The following is a 13705-nucleotide window of genomic DNA, read 5'->3' as shown; positions in this document are numbered from 1 at the left end:
CTCAGCTCGCGCGCTTGATCTTGAAGGAATCCAGGTATTCCTGGGGCTTGGCCGGATCGAAGGGCTTGCCCATCACCACGAACGTCTTCGTGGTGGCTTCCGGCGGGGCGAGGCCGTCCTGCTTCATCAGCTTGGCGGCATCGGTGGCGCGGTAGACCTGCCTCGCTACGGCGGCGTAGTCGACATCGCCCTTGATCTGGCCCCAGCGCTTCATCTGGGTCAGCGTCCAGATCGCGAAGCTCTCGTATGGGAACGGGTCGAAGGCGACCCGCCGCGGATCCTTCCTGACGCTGCCGAGGCCGTCCGCGTAGGTACCGGTCAGGACTTGCTCCACGACGGTGAGCGGCTGGTTCAGGTAGTTCGCGGGCGCGATTGCGGCGGCGATCTCCTTGCGGTTCTCCAGCCGCGAGGCGTAGGCGGTCGCCTGGAGGATGGCGCGCAGGAGCGCGGCCGTGGCATTCGGCATCTCGCGGATCGTGTCCTGCGCGACCGAGAACGAGCAGCAGGGATGCCCGTCCCAGATCTCCTTCGACAGCACGTGGATGAAGCCGACGCCGTCGTAGACCGCGCGCTGGACGATGTTGTCCGGCGCCAGGAAGCCGTCGATGTTGTCGGCGCGCAGATTCGCGACCATCTCCGGCGGCGGCACCGAGCGGAGCTGCACGTCGGTGTCGGGATCGATGCCGTGCTCGGCCAAGTAATAGCGCAGCAAGTAGTTGTGGTTCGAGTAGTCGAACGGGATGGCGAGTTTGAAGCCCTTCCAGTTCTTCGGGTCGCGATTGTCCTTGTGCTTGTTGGCGAGGCAGATCGCTTGGCCGTTGACGTTCTCGATCGCCGGCACCGCGAAGGGAACGGGATTCGAGCCGAGGCCGAGCGTGATCGCGATCGGCATCGGCGCGAGCATATGGGCGGCGTCGTATTCCTTGTTCAGGGTCTTGTCGCGCACCACCGCCCACCCGGCGGTCTTGACGACGTCGACGTTCAGGCCCTGCTTCTCGTAGAAGCCCATGGGCTTGGCCATGATGATCGGCGTGGCGCAGGTGATCGGGATGAAGCCGACCTTGAGATCCGCCCTTTCCGGCCTGCCGGCCTCGGCGAACGCCTCGGCCACGAACTGCGTGGGCAGGAACTGGGCGACCGCCGCTGCGGCGGTCGCGGCGCCGACACTCTTCAGGAAGGCGCGGCGTCCGGCATCGTGCGGGAACACCGCCCGCAGCATCGCTGCCTCGACGACGCGCACGACCGCGGCGTCGCCCGACGGGAGAGAGGCTTCGTGCGCGGCTTGGTCCGCATGCGCACCGCAGGAGCAGCCGCCGAGCCTGCGCCGGGCATTAAAAGGATTGTCGGAACGGGCCATCGAGAACTCCGGCGTTGAAGTCTTGAAATTCGCAGCAACTGTCGCGCCAAGCGCGCCGCATCATGAAATCTTCGCCTGGATCAGCATCCCCCCGCCTGGCTGGCGAAGGTCGAGACGGTGGGCCGGTGACGGTCTCTCGGCCGCGTCGAACCGTGCCGGATCACCGGAGCAGCATCGCGAGGCCGGCACCTCCAATGAGCCTTCCCGGCACCGTGTCGAGCGGGCTCTTGCGGGTTGCACGGGCGGAGGGCCGGGGAAGCCCAGAGCGGCCGCTGCCGGCGCCTTCCGCGACGGCCGGGACCAGGGCCCAGTCGACGCGGTAGACGCCCGCGATCGCGAACGCTCCCGTCCCGACCGTCACGGAAGCCGTCACCCTCGTCGAACAACCGGTCGAACGCGGCGCCTGTGCGGGCGACCTCAGTCCCCGCGTTGAACAGCGTGCCGCACGCGTCCTGCACCTGGAGGATGCCGCGCCCGATCCCGAGCCGGCCGCCAAGACCCTCCCGGAGGTGCGGCGCGGCCGACAGGGGGGCGGCGTGGCCGGGGGTCTCCAGGATCCACGCGACGGTCCGGCCCTGTTCGCCGACCTGGGCGATCACGCTGTCGATCACCGCCGCGGCGCGGTTCCGGGGATCGTGCATGGCAAAGGTTGCGGTATGGGTCGGTTCGTCGTTGAGGCCGTGCACGGCGGGGCGCGGGGTCGTGGCCGAGAGGCTGGCCTCGACCTGTCCGTGCGTCTGCGCCAAGGCGGGATCGGTTGCGTGAAAATCGTTCGTCATCGTCAGCGCCTCAGGCGGCCAGCCAGGCGGTGACCTCGCCGTCGCGCCGCTGTTCCATCGCGAGCCGGCTCTCGGTGTGCTCGACGATGTGCCAGGGCTCCCCGGGGAGCGGCGCGCCGTGCAGCGCGATCGGTGTCGAACGCGTCTTCAGACGGATGACGGGCGCGGCGTGCGCGTAGCCCGGATGCTCCCGGCCCAGGATCGCGTGGGCGATGGCCTCGGCCTGGCGGGCGATCGGCTCGATGAAGCGGCAGGGTCGCCCCGCGATGCTGATGCAGTCGCCGAGCGCGAAGATGTCGGGTCCGCTCGTGCGCAGGGTCGCCGGATCGACGACGATCCCGCGGTCGAAGGCGAGCCCGGCACCGCGCACGAGCCGCGAGGGCGTGGCGAGCCCGGTCGCGGCGATCACCGTCGTGGCGACCAGAATCGTCCCGTCCGCGAACGTGAGCGCGACCTCGCCGCCCGGCCGGCGGCCGAGGCCGCGCACGACGGCGTTGGCCTGGTAGCGCACGCCCAGCCCTTCGAGTCCGGCCAGGAGCCGGCGGCCCGCCACGTCCGGCAGGAGCTCGGGCAGCGGCAGCGCCCCGATCCCGACGAGCGTCACGGCGTGTCCGGCCCGGGCGAGGTCCTCCGCGAGTTCGCAGCCGACCATGCCGGCGCCGATCACCGCGACGGCACGGGGGCCCTGTGCGAGTTCGGCGTGCAGGGAGGCCCAGGCCGCGAGGTCGTTCACGCGCCAGCATAGGGTCGGGTCGAGGCAGGCCGGCAGCGCCGGACGTGCGCCGTGGGCCAGGACGAGGGCGGTGTACCCCAGGGTGCCGCGCGTGGTGCGCAGGCTGTGCGGCTCCGGGGAAAGGCCCACGGCCACGGTGTCGGCCATCAGGCGCAGGCCCAGGCGGGCAGCCGCCGCGGCGCCCGTCTCCCGACGCAGCCTGTCCGGCGACAGGTTGCGTCCCAACGCAACCGAGAGTTCTGGTTTGTGGTAGACGTCGCCGCCGCAGGCCGTCACCAGTGTGATCGGAACCTGGGTGTCCTCGGCCCGGATCGCCTCCGCGGCCGCCCATCCCCCGGCACCGGCGCCGACGATCACCACGCCCGGCCGGCGCCGCGCGGCCGCGGCCGCCGGCACCGGCGCGACCGGGGCCCGCCGCCGGTACGGTTCGAAGTCGGACTTGGTCACCCCGCAGATCGGGCAGGCCCAATCGTCCGGGATGTCGGCGAACCGGGTTCCGGGCGGCAAGCCGCTGTCGGGATCGCCCTCGCCCTCGTCGTAGATCAGCCCGCAGGCCCGGCAGAGGAACTGCTTCCAGGGGCCGAGGCCGTCGGTGGGTTCCAGGACGGTCATGCCCGACCTCCCACGCCGGTGCCGCTCGGCAGCACCTCTCGGGACAGGCGTGCCATCTCCCAGCGCAGGTGCTTGATCGCCGGCGTGACGATGGCGACGAAGTGCGCCTCGCGGACGCGGCGCTGCGGGGCCGCCGACATCAGGTAGCCGCGCGCGCCCTGATGCAGGAGCGCCGACTGCGACGCGCGCAGGGCCAGCTCGGCGGTCTGGGCCCGGGCGTCGAGGACGTCGATCAGGTAGTCGGTCGAGCCATCGTAGGGCGTCTCGGCGAGCCGCATCACCCGGGCGCGGAGCTCCGCGAGCTCGGCCGCGACCGTGTCGGGGCGGTCATCGAGGAACTGGTTGACGTGCCCAAGGGTCTCCTCAACCGCCAGCATGGCGTCGAGGCTTCCCTCGGCCACGCCGAGCCCCATGCCGCATTGGAGCAGGATGAAGGCGCCCCGGATCCCTCCGATAAAGGGCCGGGCCGGATCGGCGATCAGATCGTCCTGCCCGACGAAGTACTCGTCGAGCCGCACGCCCCAAGTGCTGGTGCCCTCCATGCCGGAGAAGTGCGGGCAGGGCCGCAGCTCCGCGCGGTCGCAGCGCAGCAGGAACATGATCTCGTGGCTGATGGCGTCGCCGGCGCCGAGGACGCCCGCGATGGCCCCGCAGTACTGGCCGGCGCCGATGTGGCTGACCCAGGGCAGCATGCCGCTGACCCGGTAGCCTCCGGGCACGCGACGGGCGCGCAGGAGGATCGGCTCGATCCCGGCGAACGCCTTCATCGGGTTGGAGAGCGCCGTGCCGCCGAAGGTGCGGCCCGCGACGTGGTCGTCGAGGAATGCGCCGGAGAGCGCCGGGTTGCCCGAGCGCTCCAGGTAGAGGCCGCAGACATCGTGGCACCACATCAGGAAGCCGGTGGCGCCGCAGGCCCGGCTCGCCGCCTGCATGGCGGCGATGGCCAGGCCGACGCGCGCGCCGTGCCGGTCGAGATGGACGCCGAGCGCGCCTGCGTCTCCGAGCCTGCCCATGATGTCGAGCGGGTACGCGCCGTGGTCGATCTTGCTCGCCGCCGCGCCCAGGGGGCCGTCGGCAATGGCCGTCGTCTCGGCGAGGACGGTCTCGTCCGTCCACGTGCGGCCGGCCGGGCTCGCGAACGGCGCCTCCGTCACGGAGGGCCCGGCCGGTGGAAGGGCGAGGGCGCTCGACATCGTGCAATCTCCTCAGGAAGGGGAAAGGGGGCGGGCCTGCCGGGTCCCGCCGACGCGCTCAATCGGCCAGGCCGATCTTGAAGGGGACCGGGTTGCGCAGGGTGTTGGCCACCGGCGAGAAGTGGTTCGCGTGGCGCACGATCTCGTCGAGCGCCTCGCGGGTCGCGTCGCCCTCGATGGTCACGGCGACCCGGATCTCCTGAAAGCCCATATCCTCCGGCTTCTTCTCCGCCCCGCCGGCGCCCCAGGCGGCCGGGTTGCCGATGTCGCCCTCGATGTGGAGCTCCAGGCGGGAGAGGCGCACCTGCTTCCAGGTCGCCACCGCGGTGATTCCGACCGCGAGGCAGCCGCCGAGGGCGGAGAGCACGATCTCGCCGGGCGCCGGCGCGGTGTTCTCGCCGAACAGATGCAGCGGCTCGTCGACCACGACGGGCGCATGGTCGCCGACGTAGCTGAGGGTGCGGTACTGGCCGTCGACGACCGTGTGCACCTTGTTGGTGCCGCGCGAGCCGGGATTGCAGCGGCCCTTCTCGGCGAACTGCATCAGGCCGTCGCGGTCGATCGGACGCAGGTAGGTGGTGACGGTCTTCGGGGCGGCGCTCGCGCTCATCTGGTGTTCCTCTTCCGGCTCAGCCCCGCAATTGTCGGGGGCTGCTCGGAAGGACTTGCGCAAGGCAGATGCCAGGATGGCCGAGCCGGTGATTATCTTTGAAAATCTAGGTTTTCCAAATTCTTAGGTAAGGGCCGCGGTGATTTGATCGCCCGGTTGCGACAGTGAATGTCGACATTGTGTCGACATTGTCGGACTTAGGCGAGGCTGGTTAGGCCCTCGGCTGGAGCTTCCGCCAGCGGTAGGAGAACTGGCGCTCGGTGAGGCCAAGCCTCTGCGCGGCGCGGGTCTTGTTGCCACCCGCTTGCGTGAGGGCCAGGCGCAACTGCGCGCCATCGTGCGAGTCGGCGGGCAGATAGGGCCGAAGGCCGCCCATCGCATGGACCGGGTCTCCCCCTGTCGGCACGATGTGCCGTGCCGGCCCCGGCGCAACCGCCCCCGAGACAGTCACGCCCCCAAGCATCGGCTGCAGGTCGTCGACGTCGAGAACGCCCTCGCTGGCCAGCAAGACGAGCCGCTCGATGAAGTTGGCGAGTTGGCGGATGTTGCCCGGCCAGGGCTGGCGGGCGAGATGTGCGACGGCCGACCGGGTCAGGTTGACGTTGCGCTGGTTGGCCTGGTTCGCCTGCGTCAGGAAATGCAGCACGAGGTCCGGAATGTCGTCTCGCCGTTCGGCCAGGGGCGGCAGGGTGATCGGGATGACGTTGAGTCTGTAGAAGAGGTCCTCCCTGAAGCGGCCGTGGGCGACCTCGGCCGCGAGATCCCGGTTGGTCGCGGCGACCAGGCGCATGTCGACGCGGATCTCCCGTTTGCCACCGAGGCGAACGACCGTCCCCTCCTGCAGGGTCCGCAGCAGCTTGGTTTGGAGGATCGCCGGCATCTCGCCGATCTCGTCGAGGAAGATGGTGCCGCCGCTCGCCTGCTCGAACCAGCCGGCGCGTGCCGCGACCGCCCCGGTGAACGCGCCGCGCTCGTGGCCGAACAGTTCCGATTCGAAGAGGCTCTCTGGAATGGCCGCACAGTTCACCTTGACGAACGGCCGGTCCCGCCGGGGGCTTGCGAGGTGGAGCGCGCGGGCGAACAGTTCCTTGCCGGTGCCGGACTCGCCGAGCAGCAGGACGCTCGCGGTCGCGTCCGCGACCTTCTCGACCTGTACGAGCGCGCGCAGCAGCGCGGGCGAGGTGCCGATGATGCCGTAGCGGGCCCGCTTGATGCGCAACTCGCGAGCCAGCATATCGTTGTGCTCCTCGAGCGCGCGTGTCTTCCGCTCGACCCGCTCGTTCAGGGTCAGCAACTGGCTGACCATCGTGGCGATGATGCGAAGGAGGGTGAGGTCGTCGGAGAGCGGTCGCTCCCGGTGGCGGATCCTGTGGCAGGCGATGGCGCCGACAGTTCTCTGCTCGACCCGGATCGGGAGCGCCAGGAACGACACCGCGCCACGGGGCAGTCGCGCGCGCTCGACCGCACGCCCTAGGAAGACCGGGTCATTGTCGATGTCCTGGACGATGACGAGGTGGCCATCCTGGATGACACGGCCGGTGATGCCCTCGCCCGGCGCATACCGGCCGCGGGCGACCTCCTCGCGGGTCAGGCCGTAGGAATGGGCGATGCGATAGCCGGCGCCGTCAGGGTCCTTCAGGACGATGCGTCCACGGTTGAGCCCGACGATCTCCGAGAGCAGGTGCAGCATCTCGCGGGCGACCTGGTCGAGGTGCAGGCCCTTACCGACGAGGTTCATGACCTCTTGGATGAGGAACATCTCCTGCGTGCGCCAGTAAGTGCTCGACGTTGCGTTGCTTGCCCGCTCCTCCATGGCTGATCGCACCTCAGTTGCCCGACTGCCGTCGGCAACCTGCAAGCCCTGTGCAAGGAGAGGTGTGAGACACGCCAGCACCGCGTCCCCGAAGACGCGCCGGATGACCGGCAACCGATGCAAAGGCCGAAAGCGGCCCGCTCCCGTCCTCCCCGGAGGCGGCGGAAGCCGACATTCCCGCGGACCCCGCCATGTCGGCGATGCTGCGGGCAGACCCCTGAGATCGGGTGTTGGATCCCGCGGGATGCGCGCTGGGCCGAAGGCGCCACGGCAGCGCCCGCACGACGGAGGCGCTCCGTCGCGCAAGACAGCGCCGTCAAGACGGTGTGAGGGCCGCCGCCGGACGCTGCGGCGTCAGCCCGACGACGCCAGACGTGGCGAGCTCGGCAGACGGCGGCCGATGCGGCGAAGGGCCGAAAAGGCGATCAGCGCAAGACGACGCGCTTTGCCGATGATGTCATCGGTTATGTCCACATCGATCTCGCAGAGGTCTGGACGGGAGATGGCACCCTCTACCTGTTCGTTGCCATCGATCGAACGTCAGAGCTGGCTTTCGCCAAGGTGGACGCTGACGCGAACCGCATCCTCACCATGTCACGCCGGACGATCTCGATCGTCCAAGCCCAGAGCAGGTGCCCGAACACCTCCGAGAACACCTCATGGGCGGAAATGTCCCAGACCTGGGGCGCCCAGCCGCCCAGCGGCAGCAGGATGGCGTGGAACAGGAGGGTTATGATCAGTCCGAAGGCCAGTCCTTGCCCCAGCGTCACGAGCGGGCATGCCGTTGCGAGCAGGCAATAGAGCAGGCCGAAGACGATCGAGAAGCCCTGGTGCACCAGGGCGACGCCGTAATTGATGACGTGACCGGTGAAAACGTAGGTCATGTCCTCGGCGTTCAGGCCAAGCGCCTTGAGGATGGCGAAGGGTGGCGAGATGCGGCCGGCCTCCCGGGGCGGGAAAGGGATCTCGGATCCCCACTTGACGAAGCTCGAAAGATTTCCGCCTAGGAATCCCGCCCAAGCCGCGTATCCGTAATCGACAATACCGTCGTTTTTCGAATTTGTCCCCAATTTGTCCTCCATATGTAATTCTATGTCGTCCGTACAATCTCCCTAGGAATTCCAATCTTCTTAGTTTTGCGGACATAGATCCAAAAAACGGATCGATCAACTGCCTGTATCACAGCTTTAAACCAAAAATTTGCAAAATCGTAATATGATTTAACCTAGAGATTTTGGTCTATTGCGGAGGTTGTTGTGAAAATATCGACTTTGATCGTCGCTGTGTCGGGATGTGTCGGTGCGCTGTGCGTGACTGTTACTGCGAAGATGGAAATCGACGAGTACAAATCATACAGCGATAGCGTCAATGCGCTGACGGGTGCTTCCGCGTCGTTGAAGATCCTGGGCGCTTCGACCCGCATCGCGCAGGAACGGGGGCCCACCAACAGCAGTCTCGGCAGTGAGAGACCGGTGCAACGCGCTGTCGAGCAGGCGCTCAGCGACGCTCGCACCGACACCGATGCGGCCCTACGAGAGGCCAGCCTCGCCGTGTCCACATTGCCAGAGCGATGGGGAGCCAAGGCTGCCGAGGCCGTCTCCGAGACCGTTCGGCACCTCGCCACCGTGCGGCAGCAGGCCGATGCCGTGACGGCTCACGTTCAGGCACAGCGATCCCAGGACGCGGTGGCGGGGATCGTGAAGGCCTTGATCGCCGTCCCGCCAGTGCTCGACCAGGCGTTGAATGCTGTGGACGATGCCACGATGTCGGCCGATCCGAGCCTGGGCTCCTGGCTGACGATGGCCCGGACCGCGACGGAGCTGCGTGACTTCGCGGGTCAGATCGGATCCGTGTTCACCCCTGCTCTCGTGACCAGGCGGCGTATGACGGACGAGGAGATCGGGCAATACAATCGATTGAGCGGCTATGTCGACGCACAGATGCGGCAGATCCTGCTCGCCCGTGGGAAAATCGGCAACGATGCGGGTGTCGATGAGCTCATCAGGACCATGCGGGCGCAATACATCGAAGGCGGCCAGAAATTGGCCGCCGATCTCGTGGCCCAGAGCTTATCCGGTCAGGCCGCGACCCTGACGGTGCAGGACTTTGCCGCCCGTTATGTCCCGGCCATGAGCGCGATCGTCGAACTTCGCGATCGATTGTTCGTCCGGGCTTTCGACCTGATCAAGGCGCGCATCGCCGCGGCCCGGACGCGCTTCGTCCTCTTCCTGCTGGGCGGTGGCGCGGTGCTCGTGATGTGCGGCGGCGTGATCGTGGTCTGCGTCCGGAGGATCTCGATGCCGATCCGCCGCATGGCACAGGTCATGAGCCGGATTTCTGACGGTGACACCAGCCTCGTCGTTCCCGACACGGCCACGAAGAACGAGATCGGCGCGATGGCGGCGGCCGTGCAGGTCTTCAAGGATAATCTGATCCGGAGCCGGCACCTGGAGCTGGAGGCTGCTCAAGCGCGGGCCGCCGCCGAGGCGCAGCGCAAGCGCACCATGCTGGAGCTGGCCGACGAGTTCGAGCGGGCGGTCGGCAGCATCGTCGGCCAAGTCTCGTCCTCGGCCACGGACCTGCAGGCCACCGCCCAGGCCATGACCGCCACCGCCACCCAGACGGCCGGCCAGTCCACGACCGTGGCGTCCGCCGCCGAACAGGCCGCGAGCAACGTCAACACCGTGGCGGTCGCCGCCGAGGAGCTGGGCACGTCCGTGCAGGAGATCAGCCGGCAGGTGGACGGCTCTTCCAAGCTCGCGCAAGCGGCGGTGGACGAGTCGGATCAGACGGCGGCTTTGGTGCAGGAGCTGAGCGGGACGGTCGCGCGGATCGGCGACGTGGTCGGGCTGATCTCCTCGATCGCCGGGCAGACCAACCTGCTGGCGCTGAACGCCACGATCGAGGCAGCCCGCGCCGGCGATGCCGGGCGCGGCTTCGCGGTGGTCGCTGCCGAGGTCAAGGAACTCGCCGGGCAGACCGCCCGGGCCACCGAGGAGATCTCAGGCCAGATCACGCGTGTTCAGGGCGTGACGGCCGAGGCGGTCGGTGCCATCGGGGCGATCACGGCGCGGATCCGGGAGATTAATGGCGTGGCGGCCTCGATCGCCGCGGCGGTCGAGGAGCAGGGCGCCGCCACGCAGGAGATCGTGCGCAACGTCGCCCAGGCGGCCACCGGCACGGCCGAGGTGACGAGCAACATCACCGGCGTGGCCGAGGCCTCCGAGGAGACGGGCGCGGCCGCGGCCCAGGTGCTCAGCGCGGCGGACGAGCTGTCGCGCCAGTCCGAGCATCTCGGGGCGGAGGTGGCGCATTTCCTCGCCACCGTCCGAGCCGCCTGAGACTGGCGCGGGCTCCGAGCCCCCTCCCGCTCGCCCGACTGCGTGCAGGCGGCTGGATCGGGTGCGATACGGGGCTCGGCCATCCGAGCGTCATCGCCGACGCCGGTCAGCCTGAGGAATGTGTCACGGCCTAAGCTGCTTCACCTTGAGGCAGAACAAAGCCGCCATGACCGGAACGAACATCCCGCTGGGCTCCAAGGAGGATGAGACCGCCCTCCGATCACGGACGGACGCGCTCGCCGCCGATCTGGTCGTGGCGCGGATCGAGACGCTCCTGCAGCTGTTGCGTCGGAGACGGACCGAGCTGAAGGCCCAGATTGCCAATCTGCAGAGCGTGCAGCCGAGTGCCGAGACCCGGCTGACCGAGCTCACCGCGGCGTTGGTCGGCCAGATGAGCGACAGCGTGGCGCATCTGAACCTGCTCGTCGATCAGGCCGAGCTGTTCGTCCAAGGGCTGACACGCGACGCCCCCTCGGCTTGAGCCCGTGTGAGATCAGCCGATCGTGATCGCCCGAGCCGCGTCGAAGGCGGGATTGGCGAAGCGGGGACCGGCCGGGTTGCACAGGATCCGGGCTCCGCCGGGCCGAACCAGGTCGAGGCTGTGGTGGACATGGCCGTGCATCCACAGAGCCGTGCGGCCGGTATCGGTCAGGGCGGACAGGTCCAAGGTTAAGCTCCCTGCGTTCCAGGTGCCGCGCCAAGCGGGAGCGATGCAGTCCGGATGCGGGGCGTGGTGGGTGACCCCGATGAGCGGCAGCGCCCCATCACCCTCGTCCATGAGCGCAGCCAGCTCGGCGCGGGCGTGACGGTGCAGGGCCGCGGCGTCCCCGACCGTGAGCAGGTGATGGCCGCCGTCATGGGCGACATCGATCGGCTTGCCGGTCGGCGTGTTGGGATCGAGCTGTCCGGCCAACCGACAATCGCCCCGCAGGGTGGTGCCGACGAACCGGCATCCGGCCAGGATCTGAGCGCGGGCGAGATCCGCGGGCACGATGTCGTGCCAGTGCTCGTGGTTGCCCATCACGAACACGACGGGCTCGTCATTGGCGAGGCGGCGCAGGACCCTGAACGTCTGCCGGGGGTCGGCCTCCCACATATCGCCGGCCGCGACCAGCAGGTCGAAGGCGGGCGGCTCGGACCGGAACTGATCCGGATACAGCACCGTCTCGAGGTGCCGGTCGGACAGGATCCAGAGCTTGGCCAAGGGATCTCCCGCGCTCTCAGGGGCGCACGATGCGCACGGCGTCGAAGCCTTCATCGGGACTGGGCGGCTCGAAGCGTTCGGCCACGGCACGCAAAGCGGCCTCGGGAACGATCCTGTCGGCGGAGCGTGCCGCGTTCCGGCCCAGCGCGGTGGCGAGCGGCGTGTCGATCCAGACGGCCGACACCCGGGCACCGTGGCGCCGGGCCGCGTCGATGATCGGCTTGCGGTGCCGGCGACCGGGCAGCGCGGCATCGAAGACGATGGCGTTCGGGTGATCGCGGGCCGCTGCGTGCGCCCAGGTGCTCTTGCCCGCCCCCTGCACGCCGCACACGACGATCACCTGCACGGGCGGCGTCGCCGCGGCGAGGGCGGCATCGAGGGTATCGAAGGCGGCCGCCCAGGCCTGGCGGTTGAGCTCCGGCGTCCAGAGGCGGCCAGCGGGCGTCTCGAGGAACCGATCCGGATCGATGATCACGCGCCCCACGCTCCGAGCCGAACGGGGCACGATCCGCGCACCGACAACCGCCAGGCGCGGCCGTTCGACAGCGAGCGGCTGCAGGCCTGCCGCAGCTTGGCGACAACGTCCTCGGGCTTGTGCCGCGTCGTTCCCACCTGTTCGTCCTCGTCCTGGTCCGAAAGCCATATCTCAGGGCGGGCCCCTTGAGTGGGGCGGATCAACCGGCGTGTCGTCCAACGGCTGCCCCGGCTCAGGCGAGCGGGAGCACCACGCTGAGGTCGTGGACCTGCCCGACCCGTGTCCAAGGCGGCTTATGGTAGACCTTGTAGCCCCCGTTCCCGTCCGGCAGGAACGTTTCCCCCGAGCGGGGGAGCCAGTCGAGGCTCAGGGCCGCATAGGTCTGCAGGATGGCGCGGAACGGCTTCCGGTGGCGCATGCGGACGTAGCGGCCCGGCCGGAACGCGACGGGTTGGAGCAGCTCGTCCGCGACAGTCAGGCCGCGGTCGACGATCGCGCAATCATGACGGAACACAGCGTCCGGGGTGATCAACGGTGTGTCGTAGGTGATGCCGACCGCCTCCACGTCCGCTGGATCGATCCCGATCGACGCGAGATAGCCGTGAAAGGCCGTCCAGTGCGCCTCGAAGGCCGGATACGGCCCATGGAACCGCACCGCGCGCAGGGTACAGGCCGGCCGCTCCTCGACCCGGGCCACCTCGCCGCCCGCGATCGGGGCCGCCGGTTTCAACGGCAGGGCCTGCTGGGCGACCATCCGGTACTGTGACGGCACGGCGCCGAACTGGCGGTGGAAGGCGCGCACGAAGGCTTCGTGACTGGCGTAGCCGGCATTCAACGCGACGTCCGTGATGGGCTGGCGGCTCATCTGCAGGTTCATGGCGGCGCGGTCGAGGCGCGTCCGGCGCATGTAGGCGGAAGGCGTCTCACCCATCACGGCCTGGAACAGGCGCTGGAAGTGAAACAGGCTGAGCCCGACATGGCGCGCGATGTCGGAGAGGCCGATCTTCTCAGCCGGGCTACGCTCGATGAGCCGTATTGCGCGGGCGATCCTGGGGTCGTCCAGCATCGTCGGCGGCGGCCGTTTGGGTGAGCTGCTCGGGCGGTGGGCGATCCGCGGATCCCGGGTGAGAAGATTTCGCTCCCAGGAGATCTGGTCGTTCAGGTCCTCGGCCACAATCCCTCCATGCGAAGCCGGATCGCAAGTTTGATCAAGTCAAGTCGTTGCGTCGCAGCTAGGCTGCAGGAAGAGTCGTGCGAGAGCTGTAAAAGCTTGTGGGGTCTGCGGCAATGCTTGTGCAGGCCGTCGATCACTGCGCACGGCGCCTTCGAGACTTTGGGGGGCGAGGATGATTCATCGACGGGCCGTATGCCGCTCTGCGGTTGCTGCAAGCATTCTGATCGCCGCCTGCGCCCCGATCGGTCGAGCGGCTGCGGATCCGGGCAACGGGCCCGTCCCGCAGGCGGGTCCGGGCGTGCCGGTCCCACCAGCCGGTGACAGCGGGGCGCGCCCGCCGGGGCCGAGCGGGTCGCCCGAGAGTCCCTGCGCCGCGGTCGAGCGCGTCGCCCGCCGGTACCTGCCCGATCCCGA

General features: G+C 68.9%; 12 protein-coding genes and 1 pseudogene. 3 read left to right on the top strand and 10 right to left on the bottom strand.

All coding sequences use genetic code 11. The features are described 5' to 3' along the window. Position 1: 1 nt before the first annotated feature. From A3862_RS08770 to A3862_RS08745, 6 genes are all read right to left on the bottom strand, one after another. Positions 2-1357, bottom strand: a complete 1356-nt coding sequence (locus A3862_RS08770; RefSeq protein ID WP_043759791.1) for a CmpA/NrtA family ABC transporter substrate-binding protein — start codon at positions 1355-1357, stop codon at positions 2-4. An 80-nt stretch (positions 1358-1437) separates the two neighbouring features. Further along, positions 1438-2136, bottom strand: a complete 699-nt coding sequence (locus A3862_RS08765; RefSeq protein WP_124262960.1) for a hypothetical protein — start codon at positions 2134-2136, stop codon at positions 1438-1440. Positions 2137-2146: 10 nt separating this feature from the next. Continuing rightward, positions 2147-3481 (bottom strand): FAD-dependent oxidoreductase, encoded by a 1335-nt coding sequence (locus A3862_RS08760; protein WP_043759793.1) that lies wholly within the window; start codon positions 3479-3481, stop codon positions 2147-2149. Next, positions 3478-4674: an acyl-CoA dehydrogenase family protein gene (locus A3862_RS08755; RefSeq protein WP_043759795.1), complete on the bottom strand. Its 1197-nt coding sequence runs from the start codon at positions 4672-4674 to the stop codon at positions 3478-3480. The genes A3862_RS08760 and A3862_RS08755 overlap by 4 nt, the downstream gene beginning before the upstream one ends. 58 nt (positions 4675-4732) lie before the next feature. Beyond that, entirely contained in the window at positions 4733-5284 is a 552-nt protein-coding gene (locus A3862_RS08750; RefSeq protein ID WP_043759796.1) for an OsmC family protein, read from the bottom strand. A 211-nt stretch (positions 5285-5495) separates the two neighbouring features. Continuing rightward, positions 5496-7097, bottom strand: coding sequence for a sigma-54-dependent Fis family transcriptional regulator (locus tag A3862_RS08745; RefSeq protein WP_043759798.1), 1602 nt, complete (start codon positions 7095-7097; stop codon positions 5496-5498). 444 nt (positions 7098-7541) lie between these two features. On the opposite strand from A3862_RS08745, the pseudogene A3862_RS32590 reads away from it, so the two are divergent. Next, positions 7542-7661: pseudogene (locus A3862_RS32590) on the top strand (IS481 family transposase); the annotation flags it as partial. On the opposite strand, the gene A3862_RS08735 reads toward A3862_RS32590, so the two are convergent. Further along, entirely contained in the window at positions 7610-8179 is a 570-nt protein-coding gene (locus A3862_RS08735; RefSeq protein WP_051044795.1) for a YagU family protein, read from the bottom strand. The pseudogene A3862_RS32590 and the gene A3862_RS08735 sit on opposite strands and share 52 nt — an antisense overlap. A 390-nt stretch (positions 8180-8569) precedes the next feature. Here A3862_RS08735 and A3862_RS08730 point away from each other — a divergent pair, with 390 nt between their 5' ends. Together A3862_RS08730 and A3862_RS08725 are read left to right on the top strand one after the other, a co-directional pair. After that, entirely contained in the window at positions 8570-10438 is a 1869-nt protein-coding gene (locus A3862_RS08730; RefSeq protein WP_236961868.1) for a methyl-accepting chemotaxis protein, read from the top strand. Between the two features lie 166 nt (positions 10439-10604). Then, positions 10605-10919: a hypothetical protein gene (locus A3862_RS08725; RefSeq protein ID WP_043759799.1), complete on the top strand. Its 315-nt coding sequence runs from the start codon at positions 10605-10607 to the stop codon at positions 10917-10919. 12 nt (positions 10920-10931) lie between these two features. On the opposite strand, the gene A3862_RS08720 is transcribed toward A3862_RS08725, so the two are convergent. From A3862_RS08720 to A3862_RS08710, 3 genes are all read right to left on the bottom strand, one after another. Then, entirely contained in the window at positions 10932-11642 is a 711-nt protein-coding gene (locus A3862_RS08720) for a metallophosphoesterase (RefSeq protein ID WP_043759801.1), read from the bottom strand. Positions 11643-11658: 16 nt separating this feature from the next. Further along, entirely contained in the window at positions 11659-12117 is a 459-nt protein-coding gene (locus A3862_RS08715) for an AAA family ATPase (RefSeq protein WP_043759802.1), read from the bottom strand. A gap of 232 nt (positions 12118-12349) precedes the next feature. Then, on the bottom strand, positions 12350-13291 hold the full coding sequence (locus A3862_RS08710; RefSeq protein ID WP_236961866.1) for an AraC family transcriptional regulator: 942 nt from the start codon (positions 13289-13291) through the stop codon (positions 12350-12352). Positions 13292-13705: the final 414 nt, after the last annotated feature.

Source organism: Methylobacterium sp. XJLW, assembly GCF_003254375.1.
GTDB classification, from domain to species: Bacteria; Pseudomonadota; Alphaproteobacteria; order Rhizobiales; family Beijerinckiaceae; genus Methylobacterium; species Methylobacterium fujisawaense.
The sequence above is the reverse complement of the archived record's forward strand: the minus strand, read 5'-3'. Positions and strand labels throughout refer to the sequence as shown.